23 protein-coding genes are annotated in these 26244 nt (G+C 31.3%); 10 read left to right on the top strand and 13 right to left on the bottom strand.

What is annotated here, in order from left to right:
- Positions 1-25: 25 nt before the first annotated feature.
- Positions 26-3133 carry a VPS10 domain-containing protein gene (locus BTO06_RS13530; RefSeq protein ID WP_100925818.1) on the bottom strand — a complete coding sequence of 1036 codons (3108 nt, stop codon included), beginning with the start codon at positions 3131-3133 and terminating at the stop codon, positions 26-28.
- Between the two features lie 41 nt (positions 3134-3174).
- Between BTO06_RS13530 and BTO06_RS13525 the strand changes: the two genes are divergently transcribed.
- From BTO06_RS13525 to BTO06_RS13510, 4 genes are all read left to right on the top strand, one after another.
- Positions 3175-4407 (top strand): 3-phosphoshikimate 1-carboxyvinyltransferase, encoded by a 1233-nt coding sequence (locus BTO06_RS13525; protein ID WP_100925817.1) that lies wholly within the window; start codon positions 3175-3177, stop codon positions 4405-4407.
- 67 nt (positions 4408-4474) lie between these two features.
- Positions 4475-5524, top strand: a complete 1050-nt coding sequence (gene queA, locus BTO06_RS13520; RefSeq protein ID WP_100925816.1) for a tRNA preQ1(34) S-adenosylmethionine ribosyltransferase-isomerase QueA — start codon at positions 4475-4477, stop codon at positions 5522-5524.
- An 84-nt stretch (positions 5525-5608) separates the two neighbouring features.
- Positions 5609-6175 (top strand): Crp/Fnr family transcriptional regulator, encoded by a 567-nt coding sequence (locus BTO06_RS13515; protein ID WP_100925815.1) that lies wholly within the window; start codon positions 5609-5611, stop codon positions 6173-6175.
- Between the two features lie 59 nt (positions 6176-6234).
- Entirely contained in the window at positions 6235-6810 is a 576-nt protein-coding gene (locus tag BTO06_RS13510) for an NAD(P)H-dependent oxidoreductase (protein ID WP_100925814.1), read from the top strand.
- Positions 6811-6818: 8 nt separating this feature from the next.
- On the opposite strand, the gene BTO06_RS13505 is transcribed toward BTO06_RS13510, so the two are convergent.
- Positions 6819-7343 (bottom strand): glutathione peroxidase, encoded by a 525-nt coding sequence (locus BTO06_RS13505; RefSeq protein ID WP_100925813.1) that lies wholly within the window; start codon positions 7341-7343, stop codon positions 6819-6821.
- Between the two features lie 167 nt (positions 7344-7510).
- Here BTO06_RS13505 and rlmN point away from each other — a divergent pair, with 167 nt between their 5' ends.
- Positions 7511-8551: a 23S rRNA (adenine(2503)-C(2))-methyltransferase RlmN gene (rlmN, locus tag BTO06_RS13500; protein ID WP_100925812.1), complete on the top strand. Its 1041-nt coding sequence runs from the start codon at positions 7511-7513 to the stop codon at positions 8549-8551.
- The gene (locus BTO06_RS13495; protein WP_100925811.1) at positions 8552-9307 is read left to right on the top strand and encodes a hypothetical protein; all 756 of its coding nucleotides are present in this window, start codon (positions 8552-8554) and stop codon (positions 9305-9307) included. It begins immediately after the preceding gene.
- Here the strand turns inward: BTO06_RS13495 and BTO06_RS13490 are convergent.
- Positions 9288-9803: a hypothetical protein gene (locus BTO06_RS13490; protein WP_100925810.1), complete on the bottom strand. Its 516-nt coding sequence runs from the start codon at positions 9801-9803 to the stop codon at positions 9288-9290. The two genes, BTO06_RS13495 and BTO06_RS13490, sit on opposite strands and share 20 nt — an antisense overlap.
- 82 nt (positions 9804-9885) lie before the next feature.
- On the opposite strand from BTO06_RS13490, the gene BTO06_RS13485 reads away from it, so the two are divergent.
- The 4 genes from BTO06_RS13485 to BTO06_RS13470 all read left to right on the top strand — a co-directional run bounded on the left by BTO06_RS13485 (position 9886) and on the right by BTO06_RS13470 (position 14065).
- The gene (locus tag BTO06_RS13485; protein WP_100925809.1) at positions 9886-10863 is read left to right on the top strand and encodes a polyprenyl synthetase family protein; all 978 of its coding nucleotides are present in this window, start codon (positions 9886-9888) and stop codon (positions 10861-10863) included.
- Between the two features lie 43 nt (positions 10864-10906).
- Positions 10907-11380, top strand: coding sequence for an HYC_CC_PP family protein (locus BTO06_RS13480; protein WP_100925808.1), 474 nt, complete (start codon positions 10907-10909; stop codon positions 11378-11380).
- 63 nt (positions 11381-11443) lie between these two features.
- Positions 11444-13687: a TonB-dependent receptor gene (locus tag BTO06_RS13475; protein ID WP_232731464.1), complete on the top strand. Its 2244-nt coding sequence runs from the start codon at positions 11444-11446 to the stop codon at positions 13685-13687.
- 18 nt (positions 13688-13705) lie between these two features.
- The gene (locus BTO06_RS13470; RefSeq protein WP_100925807.1) at positions 13706-14065 is read left to right on the top strand and encodes a heavy-metal-associated domain-containing protein; all 360 of its coding nucleotides are present in this window, start codon (positions 13706-13708) and stop codon (positions 14063-14065) included.
- 40 nt (positions 14066-14105) lie between these two features.
- On the opposite strand, the gene BTO06_RS13465 is transcribed toward BTO06_RS13470, so the two are convergent.
- From BTO06_RS13465 to miaB, 10 genes are all read right to left on the bottom strand, one after another.
- The gene (locus tag BTO06_RS13465) at positions 14106-16382 is read right to left on the bottom strand and encodes a hypothetical protein (RefSeq protein WP_157811865.1); all 2277 of its coding nucleotides are present in this window, start codon (positions 16380-16382) and stop codon (positions 14106-14108) included.
- A 30-nt stretch (positions 16383-16412) separates the two neighbouring features.
- Positions 16413-18842: a hypothetical protein gene (locus tag BTO06_RS13460; protein ID WP_100925805.1), complete on the bottom strand. Its 2430-nt coding sequence runs from the start codon at positions 18840-18842 to the stop codon at positions 16413-16415.
- Between the two features lie 62 nt (positions 18843-18904).
- Complete coding sequence (locus tag BTO06_RS13455; protein ID WP_100925804.1) at positions 18905-19633, bottom strand: hypothetical protein; 729 nt, start codon at positions 19631-19633, stop codon at positions 18905-18907.
- 156 nt (positions 19634-19789) lie between these two features.
- The gene (gene groL, locus BTO06_RS13450; RefSeq protein WP_100925803.1) at positions 19790-21424 is read right to left on the bottom strand and encodes a chaperonin GroEL; all 1635 of its coding nucleotides are present in this window, start codon (positions 21422-21424) and stop codon (positions 19790-19792) included.
- Between the two features lie 29 nt (positions 21425-21453).
- Positions 21454-21729: a co-chaperone GroES gene (locus BTO06_RS13445; RefSeq protein WP_100925802.1), complete on the bottom strand. Its 276-nt coding sequence runs from the start codon at positions 21727-21729 to the stop codon at positions 21454-21456.
- Positions 21730-21912: 183 nt separating this feature from the next.
- Complete coding sequence (secG, locus tag BTO06_RS13440; RefSeq protein ID WP_100925801.1) at positions 21913-22248, bottom strand: preprotein translocase subunit SecG; 336 nt, start codon at positions 22246-22248, stop codon at positions 21913-21915.
- A gap of 7 nt (positions 22249-22255) precedes the next feature.
- Positions 22256-22954, bottom strand: coding sequence for a hypothetical protein (locus tag BTO06_RS13435; protein ID WP_100925800.1), 699 nt, complete (start codon positions 22952-22954; stop codon positions 22256-22258).
- Positions 22948-23451 (bottom strand): LptE family protein, encoded by a 504-nt coding sequence (locus BTO06_RS13430; RefSeq protein WP_100925799.1) that lies wholly within the window; start codon positions 23449-23451, stop codon positions 22948-22950. The genes BTO06_RS13435 and BTO06_RS13430 overlap by 7 nt, the downstream gene beginning before the upstream one ends.
- A gap of 34 nt (positions 23452-23485) precedes the next feature.
- Positions 23486-24715 carry a sigma-54 interaction domain-containing protein gene (locus BTO06_RS13425; protein WP_100926792.1) on the bottom strand — a complete coding sequence of 410 codons (1230 nt, stop codon included), beginning with the start codon at positions 24713-24715 and terminating at the stop codon, positions 23486-23488.
- A gap of 21 nt (positions 24716-24736) precedes the next feature.
- Entirely contained in the window at positions 24737-26191 is a 1455-nt protein-coding gene (miaB, locus tag BTO06_RS13420; RefSeq protein ID WP_100925798.1) for a tRNA (N6-isopentenyl adenosine(37)-C2)-methylthiotransferase MiaB, read from the bottom strand.
- Positions 26192-26244 lie beyond the last annotated feature (53 nt).

Genomic DNA, 26244 nt, shown 5'->3' with positions numbered 1-26244 from the left:
TTTAAACTCGCTTTTTTTATGATTGTTAGTCCAATTGAATAAAGTTAATTTGACTTTCTTTTACTTTTTGGTTTAATTGTTTTACTTCTGAATTAAAGAGTTGGTATAACTTATTCAATTCAATGTCAATATCTTTTGTGATTTCATTTTTAAATGCAATTGCTTGATCTGTTGGTTTGAAATCACCAATTCGAGTCAATGAATTCAAGTGTCCTAACTTGTTGTTTAGTTTGATAGGGAAATTTAACGGATCCTGATTACTCTTACTTTTTGTTTGGTATAAGTTGTTTTCAACCACAGTCATATCTTTAAGTAGTTTATCCGCAAAGTCAATTAACTCCTCATGCTTCTTTTTATCTTGAATAGACTTCTTTAAGGTTTTAATCTGACCTTTAACTTTCTTCACATTTTTCAATGCTTTATGAATTTCCGTCATTTTTGCATTGATACTATTTATAAAATCAAACTGAGCCTTTAAATCTGCTTCTGAAGATTCTGAATTCGGTTTGTTTTTAATACTGAAATTTTGTGATGTAGATTTTCCATTTACTTCAAGTGCAACACTATAATTACCAGGTAAAGCCATTGGTCCGTTTAATGAAGCCCACCATAAAATCATTCCTTTTACGCGTTCAGCTCCAGAGTACATCATGTCCCAGTAGAATACATTATTTCCTTGTTTTACTTTAAGTTTTTTCTCTTTATCCTTTTTGTTTGGATGTGTACTGAAAACTTGAATTTTATTTTTAGCACTGTCAAAGAAGGAAAGTGAAATAGTGTCTTTTTCTGAATAATTTTTTATAAAGTAATTAATTGGAACTCCACCATAATAATTAGTACCGTTTCTCTTTGATGTTGCTCCATTACCACCACTCATTCTATAACTTTCTTTTGGTTTGTACATAAAAAAGTCTTTATTACTAATAGATGTGTTTAATTGATGAAGCGGTGTTAAATCATCAATAATCCATAATGATCTACCTTGAGTAGCAGCAATTAAGTTGTCTTCTTTTACCGCTAAATCAGTAATAGGAACAATAGGTAAATTCAATTGGAATTTCTGCCAATCTTTTCCATCATTAAAAGAAACATACATTCCTCTTTCTGTACCAGCATATAACAATCCTTTTCTTTTCGGGTCTGCTCTTAAGGCTCTGGTAAAGTCTTCATTTCCGATACCATTTGTAATTTTTTTCCAAGAAGCACCGTAATCTTCGGTTTTATATATGTAAGGTTGATAATCTCCAGTTTTATATTTCGTTCCAACAATGTAAGCTCCTCCTTTTGTAAATGGATCAATTTCAATGCAATTAATCATCATCCATTCAGGCATTTTTTTAGGTGTAATGTTTATCCAGTTTTTACCGCCATCTCTCGTTATATGTACCAAACCATCATCAGATCCTGTATAAATTACACCATCTTCATTAGGGACTTCTGCTATTGCGAAGATTGTCCCATAGTATTCAACTCCTGTATTATCTTTTGTAATTGGTCCTCCTGAAGGACCTAATGTTTTAGGATCATTTCTGGTTAAGTCTGGACTAATAATTTTCCAAGATTGACCTTCGTTAGTAGTGGTATGAACATGATTAGAAGTTGCATATAATTTTTTAGGGTTATTCGGTGAAAATAACACAGGAAAATTCCATTGGAAACGATATTTAAAATCTTCAGCTCCATGTCCCATTGGATCATCTGGCCAAACATTAATGGCTCTTACTGATCCTGTTTTATGATTAACACGAGTTAACAAACCTCCATAACTTCCTCCGTAGGCAATGTCATTATTTAAAGGATCTACTGCGATATGTGCACTTTCTCCTCCTGCCGTACTTTCCCAATCTTGATTTGTAATAAATCTTCCATCGGTTCTATGTGAAATTCTAATCGTCGAATTATCTTGTTGTGCTACGTAAATTCTATATGGGAAATGATTGTCTGTGGTTACACGATAGAATTGAGAAGTTGGTTGATTTAAATAGGTAGACCAATTTTCTCCAGCATCAAAAGAAATTTGTCCTCCACCATCGTCAGCAATTATCATTCTTTGATTGTCTTCAGGAGCAATCCATAAATCATGATGATCTCCATGAGGAGCGTTATAAGTTTTGTAGGTTTTACCTCCATCTGTAGATTTGTGGTAGCGTACATTCATTACATATACAATATTTTCATCTTGAGTATCTGCATAAATACGAGTATAGTACCAAGCTCTTTGACGTAATTTACGTTCACTATTAATGAGTTTCCATGTTTTGCCTGCATCTGTAGATTTATAAACCCCACCTTTTTCATTTTCTATTAAAGCATAGACTATTTCTGAATTTACTGGAGAAACAGCTAAACCTGAAATCCCCCAAGTTCCTTTCGGTAAACCGTCATTTTCAGAAATATTCGTCCAAGTTTCACCTTCATCTGTACTTTTCCAAATTGCAGAACCTTCGCCACCACTAGACAAACTATATGGAGTTCTTCTCACATTCCAAGTTGAAGCATATAAAACTCTTGGATTATTTGGATCGATAATTAAATCGATTGCACCAGCATCTGAATTACTGAATAAAACTCTCTTCCAAGTCTTACCACCATCAATCGTCTTGTAAACACCTCTTTCTTCGGTAGACTTATATAAATCTCCAAGAACAGCAGCAAATGCAACATCTGGATTTTTAGGATGAATTCTTACTCTTGGAATATGTCTAGAATTTGGTAATCCCATATGTTTCCATGTTTTACCAGCATTTTCAGATTTCCAAACACCATCTCCAGAAGAAACATTTCCACGAACTGTTTTTTCTCCCATTCCAACATAAATAATGTTGTTATCCCATTCGCTAACAGCTATCGATCCTACAGATCCACCAAAAAACCCATCAGAAATATTTTGCCAAGTATTACCAGCATCAATTGTTTTCCAAATTCCACCTCCGGTTGTACCCATGTAGAATAAATTTGGCTTTTTAGAAACTCCTGTTACTGCACAACTTCTTCCGCCACGAAATGGACCAATATTTCTCCATTCGATTGCATTAAAATATTCTTCAGAAAATTGGCTATTGTTTTTTTGAGCGTTAACTTTGACATTTACGGCTAGGAGTAAGCATACTCCCCAAAAAAGTAGTTTTTTCATTTAATTTAGTTGATTAAGAAGCTAAAGATAAAATTTTGTTAATGGACTTATTGTTAAAGATTCCTAAAAATCAATTATTTAAAAAAAGTATTGTTGTTTCAGGTTCAAAAAGTGAATCAAATCGATTATTGATTTTGCAGCAATTGTATCCAGAATTAGTCATTGAAAATCTCTCTAATTCTGATGATTCTGTACATATGCAGCATGCCTTAACAGGAGAAGGAGAGGTTGCTGATATCGGTCATGCTGGTACTGCCATGCGATTTTTAACTGCTTTTTTCGCTAGTCAGGAAGGAAAAACTAAAATTTTACAAGGATCGGAAAGAATGCATAATCGTCCTATTAAGATTTTAGTAGATGCGTTAAGAGATTTAGGAGCAGAGATTTCTTACATAGAAAAAGAAGGATATCCACCATTAAAGATTACGGGTAAAAACCTTGAAAAAAATAAAGTTGCTATTCAAGGAAATGTGAGTAGTCAATACATTTCTGCCTTATTATTAATAGCTTCAAGTTTGCCTAATGGTTTAGAGATTGAATTGTTAGGAGAAATCACTTCGATTCCATATATAAAAATGACCTTGAGTTTATTAAGTCAATTGGAAATTGAAAGTAAATTTGAAGGAAATTTGATTAAGGTGAATCCATTAGCAAATATTGAAGGAAAAAAAGTTATTGTTGAAGCTGATTGGAGTTCTGCATCTTACTTTTATTCTTTAGTGGCACTAAGTGAAATTGGTACAGAAATAGAGTTATCATCTTATAAAAAAGAAAGTTTACAAGGAGATAGTTGCTTGGCTGATATTTATAAACATTTTGGTGTTACAACTACTTTTGAAGAGTATGCGATTTTACTGAAAAAAGAGAAGCAAACAAGTACTTCTTTCTTAGAGTTAGATTTAGTGAAGGCACCAGATATTGCACAAACTATTGCAGTTACATGTTTTGCGTTAGGTGTTCCTTGTAAGTTAGTAGGTTTACATACGCTAAAAATCAAAGAAACGGATAGACTAGAAGCATTGAGAGATGAAATAACTAAACTTGGAGGAAATATTACAGTTACTAATGAAGAGTTACACTTAGAGTCTTCATTAGAAATAAATGAAAACATAGCTATAGAGACATACAATGATCATCGAATGGCGATGGCATTTACGCCTTTGGCTTTAAAGGTACCAATTCAAATAAACGATGCTAAGGTAGTTACGAAGTCATATAGAAACTTTTGGGAAGACTTTGAGAATATTGGAATTCCTCAAGAAGTTCTAAAATAAAACATCAAACGCTTGACAAGGCCTATCTTCAAATCGTATATTTGCCGCCACAATAAATATTCAATTAATGAAATTATCTCAATTTAACTTCGAATTACCTAAAGAGTTATTAGCAGAATATCCATCAGAGCATAGAGACGAAGCTCGTTTAATGGTGTTAAATCGTAAAGAACAAACTATTGAACATAAATTGTTCAAAGATTTAATTAACTATTTTGATGAAGGAGACGTAATGATGTTGAATAACACAAAGGTTTTCCCTGCAAGAATGTTTGGTAATAAGGAGAAAACTGGAGCAAGAATTGAAGTTTTTTTATTGAGAGAATTAAATGCAGAACACAGATTATGGGATGTATTAGTTGATCCAGCGCGTAAAATTCGTATCGGAAACAAATTATTTTTTGGAGAAGATGAGAGCTTAGTTGCTGAAGTTATTGATAATACAACTTCAAGAGGAAGAACATTACGTTTTTTATTTGATGGTTCTTATGAAGAGTTCCGTAAAAAGTTAATTGAATTAGGTGAAACTCCTTTACCAAAATACATTAAAAGAGAAGTTGAACCAGAAGACGAAGAGCGTTACCAAACGATTTACGCAAAGCATGAAGGTGCAGTAGCTGCTCCCACAGCTGGATTACACTTTTCGAAACACCTAATGAAGCGTTTAGAAATAAAAGGTGTTGATTTCGCAGAAATGACTTTACACGTTGGTTTAGGTACATTTAATCCAGTTGAGGTAGAAGATTTATCTAAACACAAGATGGATTCGGAGCAAATTATTATTCCTGAAGAAGCTTGTAATATTGTAAACAATGCAATTGAAAAGAAAAGAAGAGTTTGTGCTGTTGGTACAACAGTAATGAGAACTGTAGAATCTTCTGTGTCTGCTAGTCATAGATTAAATGCTTACAATGGTTGGACGAACAAATTTATCTTTCCTCCATACGATTTTAGTATTGCTAATTGTATGGTAACTAACTTTCATACACCGAAATCGACTTTATTAATGATGATTGCTGCATTTGCGGGTTACGATTTTGTAATGGAAGCATACGAAGAAGCTGTAAAAGAGAAGTACAAATTTTACTCTTATGGAGACGCAATGTTAATAATCTAAGAGCTACTAATATAAATTTAATGAGAACTGGAAAGTAATTGCTTTCCAGTTTTTTTATTTTTAGGGATAACAAACAGAAACCAAATGACAGTTGAGAACTATTTACGAAGCTTTCAAGTATTAACTGAAGAAGAAATTCTTAAATTCAGAAGTTTAGCTTCAACTCAAAATTTAAATAAAGGAGATTTTTTTGCAGAAAGTGGAAAGGTAAATCGATTGGTTGGGTTTCTCAATTCTGGGATATTAAGATCTTTTTATATGTCTTCTACAGATGAAGACATCACTTATTGTTTTCGATTCACAGGTGGTTTTTGTTCGGCGTATTCCTCTTTTATAACTGGAAACCCTTCAGTTGAAACTTTACAAGCGATAACTGATGTTGAATTGTTGTGTTGGACTAAAGATCAGTTGGTTCAGTTGGAACAAGAAAGCCCAAATTGGACAATGATTTTAAAATTATTAACTGAATATGAGTATCTTGAGTTGGAAAAAAGAGTTTTTATGCTTCAAAAAGAACCTGCGGAGAAAAAGTATTTAGATTTAATGAAATATCAACCAGAACTCATTAAACAAATTCCTTTAAATTATTTAGCTTCTTATTTAGGAATTACGCAAAGACATTTAAGTAGAATTAGAAAAACTGTTTATTAGACAAATGTCCTTTTGTAAGATTATCATTTGCTGTTACTTTGACATAAAAATAAACAGCGATGAATGTATTAATAATAAATGGACATCCAGATGAAGAAAGTTTTAATAGTGCACTTTCTGAATCCTATTATCAAGGCGCGAAATTATCCAATACTCAAGTTGAAGTAATAAACCTAAGAGATCTTAAATTTAATCCTAGTTTACAATTTGGGTATAGAAAACGAACTGAATTAGAACCTGATTTAAAAGTAGCTGTAGAGCAAATAAAAAATACTGATCATTTAGTGTGGGTTTTCCCAATTTGGTGGGGAGGAATGCCAGCAATTTTAAAAGGCTTTATTGATAGAACTTTTTTACCAGGAATTACATTTGAAATTAAAGAAGGAAAATTTCAACCTAAAAAGTTACTTAAGAGGAAAACAGCAAGATTAATCATTACTTCGGATAGCCCAAGGTGGTATTATAGAGTATTCATCAACAGACCTGTAATTAATCAATTTAAAAAAGCGATTTTGGGTTTTTGCGGGGTTAAACCAACCAAAGTAACCTATATATCAGTAATTAAACATTCAAATATAAAACAAAGAGAAGCTTGGCTTCAAAAGGTGTTTTTACTTGGTAAAAAATTGTTATAGTTAGTAAATTATAGTTTAGATGTTATTTTTGAACTAAGAGGTTTAGTTGATGAGTAAAAATAATCAATAAGGTTTCCATGCTCATCAATTAAATATTTTTGAAAGTTCCATTTAACTTTAGAATCTTTTACGCCATTTAACTTTTTAGAGGTTAACCAAGTGTAAAGAGGATGTTGTTTGTAACCTTTTACCTTTATTTTTTCTGTCAGTAAAAATGTTACTCCAAAATTAATTGAGCAAAACTCTTGTATTTCATCTTCATTTCCAGGTTCTTGACTACCAAATTGATTACAAGGTAATCCGATAACAACTAAGCGATCATTGTAAGTTTCACTTAACTTTTGTAATTCTTCGTACTGTTTTGTAAATCCACATTTCGATGCGACATTAACAAATAGTATTTTTTTGTTTTTAAAATCTGAGAGTGAAATAGGATCGTTTCCAATGTCATTTATTGAAATATCGTAGATTGATGTTTGACTTTTTTTCTTAGCGACTGATGAAAATAGTTTTGCTTTCGGTATAAGTTTCATATTTAAAAAATTTAACAATAAGAGATGAAGTTTACCAATTCTAAATTAACCATTCATTATTGGTTTAAGGCAGTTTAGTTAGTTTTTCTATTTATTTTGAATTATTCTAATTTTTAGTTTTTGTAAAAAGATTTTCGCTTTTGAATCAATACCTTATTTTTGCAGTAATGAAACCCCAGAAGAAAGACATCCGTGCACTAACTAAAGATCAACTGAGAGATTTCTTTGTTGAGAATGGAGATAAGGCATTTCGAGGAAATCAAGTTTATGAATGGTTATGGAGCAAGGCAGCACATTCTTTTGACGATATGACGAACATATCAATATCTACAAGGGAAATGTTAGATGCGAACTTCGTGATTAATCACATTGAAGTTGACGCTATGCAACGTAGTAATGATGGAACAATTAAAAATGCCATTAAATTACACGATGGTAAAATTGTAGAATCGGTTTTAATTCCAACTGAAAAAAGAACAACAGCTTGTGTTTCAAGTCAAGTTGGTTGCAGTTTAGATTGTAAATTTTGTGCTACGGCTCGTTTAAAAAGAATGAGAAACTTAAATGCAGACGAAATTTATGATCAAGTGGTGGCAATTGATAAACAAAGTAGATTATACCATAATCATAAACTAACAAATATCGTTTTTATGGGAATGGGTGAACCTTTAATGAATTATAACAATGTTATCAAAGCAATTGATAAAATTACTTCACCCGAAGGGTTAGGAATGTCTGCAAAAAGAATAACTTTATCTACTTCTGGAGTTCCTAAAATGATTAAGAAAATGGCAGATGATGAAGTTAAATTTAATTTGGCCGTTTCTTTACATTCTGCTATAGACGAAGTAAGAACTTCAATAATGCCATTTAATAAAAATTTTCCTCTAAAAGATTTAAAGGAATCTCTTGAATATTGGTACGAAAAAACGAAAAGAAAAATTACATACGAATATGTAGTTTGGCAGGGAATTAATGATCGCAAAGAAGATATTGATGCATTAGTTCGTTTTTGTAAATATGTTCCTTCTAAGGTGAATTTAATTGAATATAATCCAATTGATGATGGAGAGTTTCAACAAGCTTCTGACAGAGCTTTGAATAGCTATATTTCACATTTAGAAATGAATGATATTGTTGTTAATGTTAGAAGATCTAGGGGAAAAGATATTGATGCCGCTTGTGGTCAACTTGCTAATAAATCATAAATGAATTTATCGAAAACACTTTTCGGACAAACTATTCAATCTATTGGATGGTTAATTTTTATTATTTTTTTAGGTCTGTTTTTAGATAGTAAGTTTTTTGCCGAAAATTATTTTGAGGATGGGCAATGGTTAAATAATACATTGGTAATATTCGTTTACTTTTACTTTTTCATTAAAGGAACTAAACGAGTAAGAGAACAATTAATATATGCCTTAATTATAGGTGTTATAGGTGAATATTTATTTTCATTGGTTTTAGGAATGTATGCTTATAGATTAGGAAATATACCACATTATGTTCCATTTGGTCATGCCGTTATCTTTATAGGTATTTATTTCTTTTCAAGGAAACAAAAAGTGAAGTTTTATAGAAAGCAAATAGAGCTTTTCATTTCGATTTGTATTATCATTTATTCCATTTTATTCTTACTATTTAGAAATGATATCTTCGGTTTTATTTTAACTCTATTGGTGTTTTATTCACTTCGAAAATATCCGAAAGAGCGTCTTTTTTATTTAAGTATGTACTTTATAGTGGCAGTTGTAGAAATTGTTGGAACTTCCTTAGACTGCTGGGTTTGGCCGAGTATCGCTTATGGGAAGTTTGAGTTTCTTCCAAGCGCCAATCCGCCATCTGGAATTTGCTTCTTTTATTATGGATTAGATAGAGGGACTCTTTCTATTTACAAAAGAAGAAATAAAGTAGTTTGGAACAGATTTAAAAAAGTAAGAACAGCTATTGCTTCCGTAAAATAGCTTTCTGAAATACAGTAATTGGATAGCCAAAAACTTCGGGAATCTCTTTTGAAATACCACCAGTTTTAGTTTTGTTTTGAAGTCTTGAAAATAAAATTTCAAAAGCTAAAGTGTTTTCAGAAGTAAAATCCAATCGAGTACTTAAAAAGTTCTCTTGGACTTCAAAAAAACTATGTAATACATTTTCATTGAAGAAAGTAGGCAGAACAATTCCATTATTTTCATCAATTTCAAACAGTCCTTTTTCCTTGTTTTTAACTACAAGAGTGTAATTTCTTACAGCTTTGTTGTAGACTAATTTATAATCAAATTTATTAATAGAATCAGTCGCAAACAAATGAAACTCCATCGGGATTTTTTGTTGCCCATTTTCAGTGGTAATATCTAATTCACCTTTATAAATTCCTAAAAAATCATCAGGGAAAATCTTTTCAATATGTTGGGAATAAGAAAAAGAAACGGATAGTAAAAAAAAGCCAATAATAATACTTTTCATTAGAGTTAAAGATTGCCAACGAAGATAACCAATTTAATTAATTTCTGTACTTTTGAACACTCATCGAGAAAGGAGGCCTTGAATGAAACCTGTTGAAGAAATAAAACTTCCGATAGCAAAAGAAATGGAACTATTTGAATCTAAATTTAAAGATTCAATGCTTTCCAAAGTTCCTTTATTAAATAGAATTACTTATTATATCGTAAGAAGAAAGGGAAAGCAAATGCGACCTATGTTTGTGTTTTTGGTTGCAAAAATGGTTTCTAATGGTGGTTTTGACGAAAGAACTTACAGAGGGGCTTCTGTGGTAGAATTAATTCACACGGCAACTTTAGTTCATGATGATGTTGTAGATGATAGTAATCGTCGTAGAGGTTTTTTTTCAATTAATGCACTTTGGAAAAACAAGATAGCAGTTTTAGTTGGTGATTTTCTTCTATCAAAGGGGTTGTTACTTTCAATTGATAATGAAGATTTCGATTTATTGAAACTGATTTCGATTGCAGTAAGAGAAATGAGCGAGGGAGAGTTATTACAGATTGAGAAAGCAAGAAAATTAGATATAACAGAGGATGTTTATTTTGAAATTATTCGTCAAAAAACAGCCACTTTAATTGCTGCTTGTTGCGCTATAGGTGCTGCATCTGTTGGTGGAAGCAACGATACGGTACAAAAAATGCGAAAGTTTGGAGAGTACATTGGTATTGCTTTTCAAATTAAAGATGACTTGTTTGATTATACCGAGGAAAAAATTGGAAAGCCCACTGGGATTGATATTAAGGAGCAAAAAATGACTTTGCCTTTAATTTATGCTTTAAATAACTGTTCTTATGAAAAAAAGAAATGGTTGATTAATTCGGTAAAAAATCACAACAAAAACAAGAAGCGAGTAAAAGAAGTAATCACTTTTGTAAAAGAAACAGGAGGCTTAGAATATACTATTGAGAAAATGCATAAGTATAAAAATAGAGCGCTTGCAATTTTAGAAAACTACCCAGATTCAGAATACAAAAGATCGCTTCATCAGATGATCGAGTATGTTGTGGAGAGAAAAATTTAATTCTATTCGTCGATTCATATGACCCATTTATCTAATTTTCGTTATGAAAAAGTTAAAAAGAAGAGTAATTGATTATTCGTTTTTTATCTTTGTTTCGATAATGAAAGTTATTTTGGTTAAAATATCATCGATTCTTTTAGCAGTATTATTGCTTTTTTCTACATTTTCTTTTACTGTAGAGAAGCATTATTGTGGTGACTTTTTAGTTGATGTATCATTTTTTGGAGATGCACAAGATTGCGCTGAAGAATTAGGTGAGGAAGATTGTGATAGTCCTCAAGTAATTCAAAAGAAAAAATGTTGTAAAGATGAAGTTGAAAAAATTGAAGGTCAGGATGACTTAAAAAATTCAATTGAAAAATTTGATCTTGAGAAGCAACAGTTTTTAGTTGCTTTTATTCAATCTTACAAGAATTTATTTCTTGCTGAGTCACAACAGAAAAAGGAGAATATACATCATATTCCTCCCAAACTTATTAAAGATTTACAAGTACTTCACGAAGTTTACATCATATGATTTAGAACGTTTTTTAGGCTATTAAGCAAACAAAAAATTTAAAACATAAATCATATTAAATACATGAAATTTAAATTTATCTTTTGTGCCTTATTTTTAGTAGGCGCACAATTGATAGCTCAAGAAACACTCAAAGGAATGATTATGGATAGAACAAATCCAAAAGATAATCTAGGAGTTTTCGGAGCTAACGTTTACTGGTTAAATACCACCATTGGAACCACTACAAATGAAAAAGGTTGGTTCGAAATACCGTATAAGAAAGAGTATAAGAAGTTAGTAATTAGTTTTGTAGGTTATAAAACAGATACCATAGATGTATATAATTTAAAGCCAATATATCATTTTCTTACAGAAGAAAATACACTGGACGAAATCGCAATTAACACGAAGAAACAAGCAACTTCAAGATCTTTCTTACAAACACAAAATGTGTTTACGGTAAATAGTGAAGAATTATTAAAAGCTGCTTGTTGTAATCTTGCTGAAAGTTTCGAAACAAACCCGTCAATTGATGTGAATTTTTCAGATGCTTTAACAGGAACTCGACAAATTCAAATGTTAGGATTAAATAGTCCTTACTTATTAATTGCACAAGAAAATATTCCTATGGTTCGTGGTGCTTCACAGGTTTATGGACTTACTTTTACACCAGGAACTTGGGTAGAAAGCATTCAAATAGGTAAAGGAGCAGGAAGCGTTGTTAATGGTTATGAAAGTATTTCTGGACAAATTAATGCCGAGTTAGTAAAACCGCTGACGGATAAGAAGTTTTTTGTTAATGGTTATGGAAACTTAAATGGTAGATTAGAATTAAATACTCATTATAATCAAAAAATTAGTGATAAATGGTACACAGGTTTATATGTACACGGAGATTTAAGGAGTCAGAAATTTGATAGTAATGGAGATAACTTCCTTGACGCGCCATTGGCTGAGCAAATAAATGTAATGAATCGTTGGCAATATGTAAACAACCAAACGGGCTGGGTTAGTTTTTTAAACTTTCGCTTTTTAGATGATCGTAAACAAACAGGAGAATTAGAATTTAATCCCGATGTAAATATAGGATCCAATACTATTTGGGGAAGTGAAATAAAAACGCAACGAATAGATTTTTCCGGAAAACTTGGTTATGTTTTTCCTGAATTACCTTTCCAAAGCATGGGATTACAGTTGGCATATAGTAATCACGATCAGGAATCGTATTTTGGTTTGAGAGATTACAATATAAAGCATGAAAGTATTTATGCGAATTATATTTTCAATTCTATTATTGGAGATACAAGAAACAAATTTAAAACTGGAATCAGCTTTACATACGACGATTATCAAGAATTAGTAGAATCAACTAATTTTTCAAGAGACGAAAACTCGGTAGGAGTGTTCTTTGAATATGGATATGATAATAGCGATAATTTCAGTTTAACTGCTGGACTTCGTTTGGATCATCATAATTTAATAGGTACGTTTTTAACACCAAGATTACACCTGCGTTATGTGCCTTGGGAAAAAGGAGTATTCAGAACTTCATTTGGAAGAGGAGTAAGAAGCGCCAATATTTTTGCTGAAAATCAGCAATTATTCGCTTCATCTCGTCAGATAAATATTCTTAACAATGGAGGAAATATTTATGGTTTAAATCCAGAAAAAGCATGGAATTATGGAGTGTCTTTTTTACAAGGATTCAGATTATTTGAAAGAAAAGGAGATATAACTTTCGATTTCTATCAAACAAATTTTGAAAACCAAGTTGTTGTAGACTGGGAAAATCCGCAACAAATATCTTTTTATAACTTAGATGGAAGTAGTGTAGCGAACAGTTTTCAGGTAGAAACTAATTATTCTCCATTTGATAATTTTAACGTTAGAACAGCCTACAAGTTTTTTGATGTTAGTACAGACTATAATTCAGGAAATTTAACCAAGCCAATTCAACCACAGCATCGTTTCTTTATGAATGCATCATATGAAACTAATAAGAATGAGAATGGTGGTTTATGGAAGTTTGATAGTACTTATAATTTTATTGGAGAACAGAGACTGCCAAATACATCAACAAATCCAGTGACATTGCAATTGCCAGAATATTCAAATGGATATAATTTATTAAATGCTCAAATTACAAAAGTGTTTTCTGATAAGTTTGAAGTATATATTGGAGGAGAAAACATAACAAATGTAAAACAAGATAATCCTATTTTAGGAAGTGACGATCCATTTGGAGCAAATTTTGATAGTACAATTGTATATGCTCCTATTTTTGGAAGTGCTTATTATGCAGGATTTAGATTTAAAATAGATTAACCCTTAATTTAAAATATTATGAAGAAAATTATCACAATTATTTGTTTAGTGTTGGTAGCATTTGCTGGACAAGCACAAAAAAAGAAGAAAAATGCAAAATACACTTTAGAAGTGGACGGAGTTTGTATGATGTGTAAAAAGCGAATAGAAAAAGCCGCTTTAAATACAAAAGGAGTGAAGTTTGCAAGTTGGAATTTAGAAAATCATCAATTAACAGTTATTATTGATGAGCGTAAAACAAATAAGAAGGCCGTTTGTCAAAGTATGGCTAAAGCAGGTCATGATACTAAAGAAATAAAAGCGACTGACGAAGATTATGGGAAGTTAGATCCGTGTTGTAAATATCGTGATGAAGAAGTAGTGAAAAATCATCACTAAGAATCAAAAACTCCCAACATTTTTTGTTGGGAGTTTTTGTTTAATCAGTTTTTAAAATAACTTTCTGTGATATTAATTTCCCAGAAGAAGTAATACCTTCTATGTAAGTTGTAACATTTCTTTGAATTGAAATTGGAATGGTTATACTAGAAATTGTTTCCGAGCCCAATTCAATTTTAGGTTTCCAAAATATTGCTCCATATTGTTTGAATGTATCATTTGATAGTGAAGGATATTTAGGTGAATAATATTCTTTTTCAGTTGCAAAACCAACCGGCATTTTAATTTTACTAGTAGAAGAATTTTTGCGAACCATCTCTATATTGGAGTAGGTGAAAATAAAAAAAGCATAAGCAGGTTGACCTAGAACAACTTGTATATCGGTTCCATAATGAACACTTTTAACTTGATCTAAATATACTCCCTTTAAGAGCCAAGGTTCACGTATCACATTTCTGCCGTTTAATTCTACTCTTGATATTGGCTTAAATGGTGGCGTTTTTGAAATTATAAATTCTATTAAATCCATTCCAGAGTTAGTTATAGCTTTTTCCATGTCTATTTTTCTGTATACACCAATTTCTGGATCTTCTTTAACGTTTTTATCTTTTATTCCTCGAACTTCAACTTCATTTAAAGTTTCATATTCACCTTTCAAAGGTTTGAAATTAGAGGTTTCAAATTCGTTTACAAAAACTTCGTTTGATACTTGTTCTTTGTTTAACCTGTCTAATAAAGTGCCTCCTGAAAATGATAGAGCAGGAGCAATTCTAGTGATTCTATCGTCTTTGTTCACACCAAACTCAATAGTTGATTTTTTCTTTATAAAGCTATTTTTAAAAGTCCAAGGATTTTCATTGGGTTGAATTGTATGTAATAAGTTATTTTCTTTTGAAAATAAAAGTATAGATTGTTTACTCGAAATTGAGGAATTAAATTTAGCCGTTAAATCGATTCCATTTTCGAAAGGAAAAATTGTTTTAGATGGATTATTAAAAATATTATTCCATTTGTATTTACTCCAACCTTGAGTAAGAAGTAGGAGATCTAGTCTTCTTAGTTTGGAATCCTTTTTTTGATCAAATAATGAGTGTACATCTTCTATTTCACCCTTTATGTAAGGCTTTAGAATAAAAGCGCTCATAATATTATTTTGAGGATTGTATGCTTTTGTTGTTGAAGGAAGAAAGGAAGCGCTTGAGTAGATTACATCTTTGGTAGGATTAGTAAATGTTATCTTTAGTGAATCTGGAGAAGCCTTTTTTACTATAGGTTTGAGTTCATGAAACAATTCCTCAGAATGTAAGTAAGTTAATCTTTCCGTAATAGGTTGGTCTTCTTCATTAAAAACGGTCACAATATTAATTCCAGGAAAAAGCTCTTCTTTTGGAATTGGTAAGAAATAATTTTGTTTTGTGTGATTAAAAGAAAAGTAAAAGTTTCTAAATTTTCTTGTGTTATGAATCATGATACGATAACGCTTTCCATGCAATTCGCGAACAGTGTTTTTATTGCTTATAACATGAAGTGCTACTTTATCTGAATTTTTATTTACAACATTTAATGTGATTCCTTTCGAATCTGGTTTAGGTGTGTAAGCGTTCAATTCTTTCCCGTTGGATAGAAGGATAGAAAAACGATAGATTTCATTTTCTTTTACAAAAAGCCGAACGCTGTTCATGCCTAATTCATTTGTAGTGAATTGTCTTATAACGTTGTCTTGTTGATCTCTAATAATTCCTTTCTCTATTTTGAGTCCTTTGTTATTCTTGTCTTTTATTAGAATTCCAATAGAGTTAATGGCATTTGCAATTAGATGTCCACCTTCAGGAAATAGTTTGTATTCAAAAGCATCTTTTTCATTTTGTACAACTGAATACTTTTTATCGTTTTTAGATATGATCTTTATTTTTTGATAAAAAGCATTGTCTTCATTAAAGTTCTTCATCCATCGCGTAGATGCTTTGATGTGATAATATTGTTCTGTGTAAGTTGAATCCAGTAATACACTTCCATGTCCAAGTCCGTTTTTAATATGGATTAATTGCTGATCTTTTAAGGTGCCGTTTTTATTAAATATTGACACATACAAATTTGAAGTTGTTGGGTGCAACTTTTGAGTGTTTTGCTCTTGTATATAAGCTTTGAACCAAATTTCTTCACCTCGCAAGAAACTAGTTTTATTAAAATGTAAAAATGGAACTTCTCGAGTATTTTCGAAATACTTAACATAGCTACTGTCAATTTTTATCTGTGCAAAAATCGAATAAGGAATTATGAGTGTTCCGAACAGAATAATTAAAATATTTTTTGTCATGTGCATATTTAGTTGTTAGTAGGTGAATAATTATTTTGATAAATTCACTTTCTTCGAAATTAGTTTTCCAGATTCTGTGATTCCTTCTATATAAACGTTTAATTCTTTTTGTGAGTTTAAAGGAACTTTTATGGTTTTATCTGAATTGGCTTTAATAGTTAGAGTTGGTTCCCAAAAAACACAACCATATTTTTGGTAGGTTTCATTGGTAAAAGATGGATAAATAGGATTATAATATTCTTTTTCAGTAGCGAATCCAACAGGTATTTGAATGTTTGAGAAATTTGCCCGTTTATCTAGGTATTCTGTAGGATTTAATCTGTAAATATGAATTTGTTCACCTAGCCTTGACGGATCTCTACCGTAAAATATCTCTTTAACAGTATTTAAATAAATGATTTCTAGCATCCATAGAGATTGCGATATTTCTTGTCCGTCTAAAAATACCCGAACAGCTGGTCGTCCAAATCTTTCACTGAAGTTATCAAAACTTTCACTTTCTACTGGTTGACTTTCTTCATCTCCTCCTTCAGGTGTTGGATTTAATCCTGTAATCTGCATTCCAGTTAAAGAGTTTAATCCACGAGGAACAATAGTCAAGTCTCCTATTTCATTATCTACTACTGCGTAATTTTTAGATCTTAAAAAGTCAACTACTGTTTCACCGGAAGCAACGATAATATTATCCATTTTTACGCTTGTTAGCATTGTTACCCCACCATAAATATTATCTTGATTTTTTGTTTTTCTTCTATTTCTTACAGCAGTGACTTCTACTTCATCTAGTGCTTCAAATTCACTTTTTAATGATTTAAAGTTACTTACTTCTAGTTTTAAGTTTTTATTTGTTGGAAACCGCGAGATGTCAATATTTTCATTTAAAGTGTTACCAGAGTAAGAGATGGCAGGAAAAACTTTGAAATAGTTTCCATTACTACTTAATCCAAGGTTTAGGGTAGAATTTTTTTTGATAAAAGAGTTTTTTAGAACCCATGGAGTTTCTGTTGGAGTAATTATTCGAACAAGATTATTTTCCTTTGAAGTTAAAACAATCGATTGTTTTGAAGTCAAACGTTTGTTTATATTTAAAGTAACGTCAATTCCATTTTCAAAAGTATGATTTGTTTTTGGTGGATTATTAAAAATTGAATTCCAGTTGTATTTACTCCAACCTTGAGTAAGCAGAAGAAGATCTAAATCTCGTTGTTGTCCTTTATACGATTTTCCTAAAAGTTTTACAGCATTTTCGATACGACCTTTTACATAAGGTTTAAGAAGAAATGAAGAAATTATATTGTTTTCAGGTTGATATGCTTCTGTATTTATTGGAAGAAAAGATGCACTCGCAGTAATACTTTCATTAGTTGGATTTGAAAATTTAATTGCTATTGAATCATTCCTTTGTGATTTTATTGAGTTTAATTTTACATCTTGGAATAAATCATCTGATTTAATAAAGAATATACGTTCTAATATAGGTTTATTCTGATCATTAAAAATGGTAATAATATTTATACCTGGATTTACTTCATGTTCTTTTAAAATTAAACCATAATTGATTTGCTTAGCATCTAATGTAAACAAGAAATTTCGGTAACTACGCGTATTATGAACTAAAATTCTAAATTCCTTTCCTGCAAAATCTTTTAATGTTTCTTTATTTGTAATAATGTTTAAACTTACATTTTTTGAGTTGCTATTATTTAGTAAAAGCGAGAACCCTTTATTTTCTGGTTTTGGTAGTACAGCTTTTATTTCTGATCCATTATCTAAAGTAGCATAGAAAGTATAAATATCATTCTCTTTCAGAAACAATCGGATACTATTCATTCCTAAAGAGTTTGTGTTGAAATGACGAATTGTATTTCCGTTTGAATCTTTGATTGTACCTTTTTGAATCTTAACTCCTTTATTCTTATAATCTTTAATTAATAAACCGATATTATTTAAAGTATTAGCAACATAATGACCACCCTCTGGAAATAATTTAAACTCATAAAAATCTTGCTCAAGAGCAGTGGTGTTATCTTTATTTTCAACTTGTTTAATAAGTTTTATTTTTTGGTAGAAAGCATTATCTTCTGTGAAGTTTTTCATCCATTTTGTAGATGCTTTTAAGTAGTATTTACTATCTGTATATGTAGAGTCAAGTAGAAAACTTCCACTTCCAACACCATTAGTAATTTGAATCAGTTTTTGTTTAATTAGCAAGGCTTTATCATTAAATATGGAAACATAAAGATTCGTGGTGGTTGAATGTAACTTATTTGAGTTTTGTTCTTGTATATATGCTTTAAACCAAATTTCTTCACCTTGTAAAAAGCTAGTTTTATTTAAGTGCAGATAAGGTATTTCTCGGGTATTTGAAAAATAATCAATGTAATTTTTATCAATTTCATTTTGAGAGAATAAGAATCCATTTAAGGTAATCAATATTAGTAATAGTAATTTTTTGTTCATAACGTTTTGTTTTTGGTTAGTATATTTTTTTACTTAAAGTGTTAGTTTTTTGAAATTAATATTTATGATTTCATTATCCCTTTAATGCAGACCTGAATGTTATCTTGTAAATGAGCGGGAATTACAATTGTCTTGTTTAAAGATGGTTCAATTTGTAAATCAGATTCCCAAAATACATCTCCATATTTTTTGTAAGTATTATTGGTAAAAAAGGAGTAAAAAGGTTTGTAATATTGTTTCTTCGAGACAAAATCTAAAGATGTTTTTACTTGAGTATATAGTGTTCTTTTATACTCATAACTTGAAGGATATAAAGAGTAAAGGTGTATTTCTTTACTCAGTTTATCAAAATTACGTCCACAGAAAGTTTCGCTTCTAGTATATAAATATAATTGCTCTAAAATTCGATGATTTTGTGAAACATGATATTCATCAAGGAATATTCTGAATGCAGGTCTGCCAAATCGATCAGTTTTTCCAACAGCTTCCATAATTTTTGTTGATTTAGAATCAGATCCATGTAGAGCAATTTTTTGTTTTAAGCTTGTTTTTTCATTGAATAATGTAATATGATTGGTTATTGTTAGATGAGGGTTTTGAGAGTTTAGTTCTTGAATATAATTTTTAAACCCAAATTCTTCTCCTTTTAAGAAGCTAGTTTTGTTTAAATATAAAAAGGGAAATTGACGAGTGTTTTCAAAGTATGTAGTATCTTTTTCATTGTTTATTTCCTCTTCAGGGAATACTGAATAAATACCTAATAATCTAAATAGAAAGGGAAGTTTTTTCATCTATAGTTTTCATGGTCAACTACTTAAAATTAGTAAATAATTGTTGAAAACCTGACTTGAATGAGTAAACGGGTCGTTTCGTTGAGTAAACGATAATTAGTCAAAAAAAAAGCAATCTCAAATGAGATTGCTTTTTTAAATATATTGATTTTTGGATTACATCATACCTGGCATTCCACCACCCATTGGAGGCATTCCACTAGCTGGTGCATCTTCTTTAATATCAACTAATGCACATTCAGTTGTTAAAATCATTCCAGCAACAGAAGCAGCATTTTCTAATGCAACACGTGTTACTTTCTTAGGGTCAATAATCCCAGCTTCAAGCATGTCAACATACTCTTCAGTCTTAGCATCATATCCGAAGTTACTTTCACCTTCTAATACTTTATTGATTACTACAGAACCTTCTCCACCAGCGTTTTCTACGATTGTGCGTAAAGGAGCTTCAATTGCACGATTTACAATTTGAATTCCAGTAGTTTCATCAAGGTTTTCAGTAGTCAATGTTTCTAATACTTTTTTAGCTCTAACTAAAGCAACTCCACCTCCAGCAACAATTCCTTCTTCGACAGCAGCACGAGTAGCATGTAAAGCATCATCAACACGATCTTTCTTTTCTTTCATTTCAACTTCAGAAGCAGCTCCAACGTACAATACAGCAACTCCTCCAGCTAATTTAGCTAAACGCTCTTGTAATTTTTCTCGATCGTAGTCAGAAGTTGTAGTTTCAATTTGAGCTTTAATTTGGTTTACACGAGCTTTAATTTGAGTTTCATCTCCTGCACCATTAACAACAGTAGTATTGTCTTTATCAATGGTTACTGTTTCGGCTGTTCCTAATAAATCTAAAGTTGCATTTTCTAAAGAGAATCCTCTTTCTTCAGAAATTACAGTTCCTCCTGTTAAGATAGCGATGTCTTCTAACATTGCTTTTCTTCTATCTCCAAATCCTGGAGCTTTTACAGCAGCAATTTTTAATCCACCTCTTAATTTATTTACTACTAAAGTAGCTAATGCTTGTCCATCTACATCTTCAGCTATAATTAATAAAGGACGGCCTGATTGTGCAACTGGTTCTAAGATTGGTAAAATCTCTTGTAAGTTAGAAATCTTCTTATCAAATAATAAGATATACGGATTTTCTAATTCAGCGATCATTTTATCAGCATTCGTTACGAAGTAAGGAGATAAATATCCTCTGTCAAATTGCATTCCTTCAACAACATCAACATAAGTATCTGTTCCTTTAGCTTCTTCTACAGTGATAACTCCTTCTTTACCAACTTTACCGAAAGCAGTAGCAATTAAATCACCAATAACAGAATCGTTATTTGCAGAAATAGAAGCAACTTGTTGAATTTTCTCTGAAGAGTCTCCGACTTCTTTAGATTGCTTTGCTAAATCTTCTGTTAAAGCAGTTACAGCTTTATCAATACCTCTTTTTAAATCCATTGGATTTGCTCCCGCAGCAACATTCTTTAATCCTTCTTTTACAATTGCTTGAGCTAAAACAGTTGCAGTTGTTGTTCCGTCTCCAGCTAAATCATTTGTTTTAGAGGCAACTTCTTTTACCATTTGTGCTCCCATGTTTTCTAGAGCATCTTCCAACTCAACTTCTTTTGCTACCGAAACACCATCTTTTGTTACATTAGGAGATCCGAATGATTTTGAAATAATTACGTTACGTCCTTTTGGCCCTAAAGTAACTTTTACAGCGTTTGCTAATGCATCTACACCACGCTTTAGCCCGTCACGAGCTTCTATATCAAATTTAATATCTTTTGCCATTTTGATTCTTTTTTAAAGTTAGTTTGAAATTAAATGATAGCCATGATGTCTGACTCTCTCATCATTAGATAATCTTTTCCTTCAAATTTAAGTTCAGTGCCTGAATATTTACCATATAATACTGTATCGCCAACTTTCACTGTTAAAGGTTCCTCTTTTTTACCAGTACCTATGGCAACAATAGTTCCTTTTTGAGGTTTTTCTTTTGCGTTATCAGGTATTATAATTCCTGATGCTGTAGTAGTTTCAGCTGCAGCTGGTTCTACTAGAACTCTATCTGCTAAAGGTTTGATGTTTAATCCCATTTTATTTAAAAATTTTGATTAATCTGTATTTAAAATTTCAGTTTTCAAAAGGTCAGAAACTATGCCAATACTTTAAAACTGACAATTTTTCTTTGGAAGACATTTCTTTAGAATTTTTACATAAAAAAATGCCAACGTGTCATCGATGGCATTCTGTACATTATATTTTATTAATTACTTTGATTACTGAACAGTATCTTTTGTTGTTGCATCAGGAGTAGTGGTTGCAGCCGGAGCAGTAGTTTCAACTCCTTCTAATGTGTTTTTTAAATCTGGAGCACTGTTTGCATTTCCTCTATCAATTGTAAAGTTAGATAATAAGATTAAAGCAAACATAGCGATAGCTAAAGTCCAAGTAGCTTTATCTAAAAAGCTGTTTGTGTTTTTAACACCACCAATATTTGATCCACCACCACCAAACGTAGAAGATAATCCTCCTCCTTTAGGGTTTTGTACCATAACGATTAATATTAAAAAAATCGCAACAATGATTATTAAAAATAAAATTGGTAAATACATGTCTTTATTATGATTTTTGTAAAATTCTTATCTTCTTAATACGGTCTGCAAAGAAAGTACTTTTTTCTGGATATTTCAAACTTAATATTTCGTATGCTTTTATTGCGTTATCATATTTCTTTTGTTCCAAATAAATTTTAGCTAAAGTTTCTGTCATTAACAGAGGTTCTTTTACTGTTTCAATAGCTTTGCTACTTGGTAAACTGTTCTTGTTAATTCGTGAAATTTTAGGATTATTAGCAATAAATTTATCAATAATGTTGTCTTGAAGTGACTTTTCCTCAATTGGAATAATTTTTTTTATGGTTCCACTTGAAATTTGTAACCATTGATTAAATGAATGTGTTTCGCTCTTAGTGAAAGCTATCGGTTCTCCAATTCCGAGATCTGATTTTGCTCTTTCTAATTCATTTACTGATGAATACTCATTTTTCGTTTCTTTTTTCGCGTCTGATTTTTCATTTTCTTTAAAAAGTTCAGATGTTATAAAGTTGAAAAGAATAGACCTATCTGTGGTATAAGCAGCAGTTAGTTTTAGCTCGTTGTTATATTTGAAACTCTCTTGTTCTTTTAAAGCTTTTAAAAATAGAGCTCGAGCTGATTGAAAGTATGGATACTTGTCAATTACGGCTTTTATTTCTCCTGCATCTTGTTTCTCTATAAAAGAAGGATTGTTTAAGATGTATATGTAGCTATCTTTTACCATTTAGCTACTGAGGCATTAAAAATATCTTGTGTAATTCTGGGTAAAATTTCGTCATAAGCAGCTTCTAATACACTTCCAGCTAATTGTTCTCCTGCATTATAATCATGATAAAATGAGAACTGTTGTTCGAAGTCATCTTCTTCTTTCAAGACATTCGTAAATCGAACATTTACCGATATGGTCAATCTGTTCTGTGCGGCAGTTTGATTAGCTGTTGCTGTAGTAGGTGAGATTCTATATCCAACTATTTCTCCCTCAAAACGTAAGTCACCTCCAGCATTAACTAAGGTTAAGTTAGTTTGTCTTGTGAATAAATCTTGCAGGTCTTGCGTGAATCTTTGGCTTAAAGATGGCTCTACTAAAGGGGCTTGGTTCGGGAAGAAGTTTACTTGAATAGTTTTTGCATTTCCTGTGCTTCCTCCAGTGAATGAATAAGATCCGCATCCTAAGGATATTAACAAAATTAATGACGCAAAAAGTGAGAATTTTTTTTTCATTTTTTAGTTTTAGTAAACAAGTTTACAAAATCTCTTATAAATCGTATTGTTTGATTTTTCTATATAATGTTCTCTCAGAAATACCTAATTCTTTAGCAGCTAGCTTTCTTTTGCCTTTATTTCTTTCGAGTGACTTTCTAATCATTTCAACTTCTTTTTCTTGTAAAGATAAGTTTTCATGTTCTTCTATTGTCTCAATAAAATCATAATTATTGTCTGAGGCAGATTCTGGTATTTGTACAACTTCTATATTACTTTCCGAAACGTCGTCATCATTATAAATACGTTGAATAATACCTCGGTTTTCTTCTTGAACTTCCTGAATATTTCCACTTTGCATTAAGTCTAATGTTAATTTTTTCAGATCATTAATATCACTACGCATATCAAACAAAATCTTATACATAATATCTCTTTCATTTGCAAAATCACTCGAAGAAGAAGAGTTATTCCCAACTAAAACAGGTAAATTATTCGTTGAGTTATTAGGAAGATATTGAGATAATATTTCTGGAGAAATTGTTCTGTTTTCTTCCATAATAGAAACTTGTTCTGCTATATTTTTTAATTGTCGAATATTTCCTGGGAAACGATAATTCAGCAATAAATTACTAGCGCTTTCATCTAGTCTTATAACAGGTATTCTGTTTTTTTGAGCAAAATCTGAAGCAAATTTTCTGAATAATAAATGGATGTCATTTCCGCGATCTCTTAATGGAGGAAGTGAAATTTCTATTGTGCTTAACCTGTAATATAAATCTTCTCTGAATTTACCTTTACTAATTGCTTCTTGCATTTTTACATTGGTTGCAGCAACAATTCGAACATTAGTCTTTTGAACTTGCGAGGATCCAACTTTGATAAATTCGCCATTCTCAAGAACACGAAGCAATCTTACTTGTGTTGTTAGAGGTAGTTCACCAACTTCATCTAAAAAAATAGTTCCTCCATCAGCAACTTCAAAATAACCTTTTCTTGTTTGAGTTGCTCCTGTAAATGCACCTTTTTCGTGACCAAATAATTCACTGTCAATTGTTCCCTCAGGAATGGCTCCACAGTTAACAGCAATATATTTAGCGTGCTTTCTATGGGATAATTGATGAATTATTTTAGGTATATTTTCTTTTCCCACTCCACTTTCACCGGTTACTAAAACAGAAATATCCGTAGGAGCTACTCGAATAGCTTTTTCGATAGCTCTGTTAAGTTGAATATCGTTTCCGATAATTCCGAATCGTTGTTTTACGGCTTGAAGGTTTTCCATTCTTTTTCTTTCTATTTTCAATTAGTTATTATGAGAATACCCAACAGCTGTTCCTTTTAATGTTGTTGAAGTGCAATCTTCAATACGTACATTTACAAAATCGCCTAATTCGTAATTTTCTTTAGGAAAAACTACAACTGTATTCTGAGTATTTCTTCCTTTCCATTCATTTTCACTTTTCTTAGACGTTCCTTCAATCAAAACTTCTTGAATCTTTCCAATATGCTCTTTTGCTCGATATAGGCTATGTCTTTGTTGTAAGTTTATGATTTCTTGTAAACGACGTTTTTTAGTTGCTAAAGGAATATCATCTTCCATTTTCTTCGCGGCTAAAGTTCCTGGTCTTTCAGAATAAGCAAACATAAACCCGAAACTATATTTTACCTTTTCCATTAAATCAAGAGTATCTTTATGATCTTCTTCAGTTTCTCCACAGAAACCAGCAATCATATCTTGACTTAAATTCATTTCAGGAATGATTTTGTAGATATTTTCAACAAGTTCTAAATATTCCTCGCGTGTATGTAAACGATTCATTGCTTTTAACATTTGGTTACTTCCACTCTGAATAGGTAAATGAATGTATTTGCAAATATTATTGTGTTTAGCCATTACATGAATTACATCTAGCGTCATGTCTTGTGGATTCGATGTAGAAAAACGGAAACGCATTTTAGGAAACTCAGTCGCGCACATATCTAAAAGTTGAGCGAAATCAACTGCTGTTGCTTGTGCCATTTCAGAAGCTTTCTTGAAATCTTTTTTCAGTCCACCTCCATACCATAAATAAGAATCAACATTTTGACCTAAAAGAGTTATTTCCTTGAAATTTTGCTTATGCATTGAACGAATTTCTTCGATAATACTTTTAGGATCTCTACTACGTTCTCTACCTCTAGTAAAAGGAACGACGCAAAACGTACACATGTTATCACATCCTCTGGTGATAGAGACAAATGCAGACACGCCATTAGAATTTAATCTTACAGGAGATACATCAGCATAGGTTTCTTCTTTTGATAAAATTACATTTACTGCATCTCTTCCGGCTTCAACTTCTTCTACCAGATTTGGCAAGTCTCTGTATGCGTCTGGCCCAACCACTAAATCAACAATCTTTTCTTCTTCTAAAAATTTTGCTTTTAGTCTTTCCGCCATACAACCTAAAACTCCAACTTTCATTTTTGGATTACGCTTTTTGGCGTGATTATATTTTTGCAGTCTATTACGTACTGTTTGCTCTGCTTTTTCACGAATTGAACAAGTATTGACCAAAACCAAATCTGCTTCTTCAATGTTTCCTGTGGTATTGAAACCTTCTTCTGCGAGAATAGCAGCAACAATTTCACTATCATTCATATTCATTTGGCAACCATAACTTTCAATGAAAAGTTTTTTAGCATTGCCTTCTTTCTGCTCAGTTAACAAAGGTTTACCTTGTATTTTTTCGTCTATTAGTTTTTCTATCTGATTCATGATCTATAAACTCCGTCTAAATGGATGGCAAAGATACAACCAATTTTATGATT

The sequence above is a fragment of the Tenacibaculum sp. SZ-18 genome, from assembly GCF_002813915.1.
GTDB lineage: Bacteria > Bacteroidota > Bacteroidia > Flavobacteriales > Flavobacteriaceae > Polaribacter.
The sequence above is the reverse complement of the archived record's forward strand: the minus strand, read 5'-3'. Positions and strand labels throughout refer to the sequence as shown.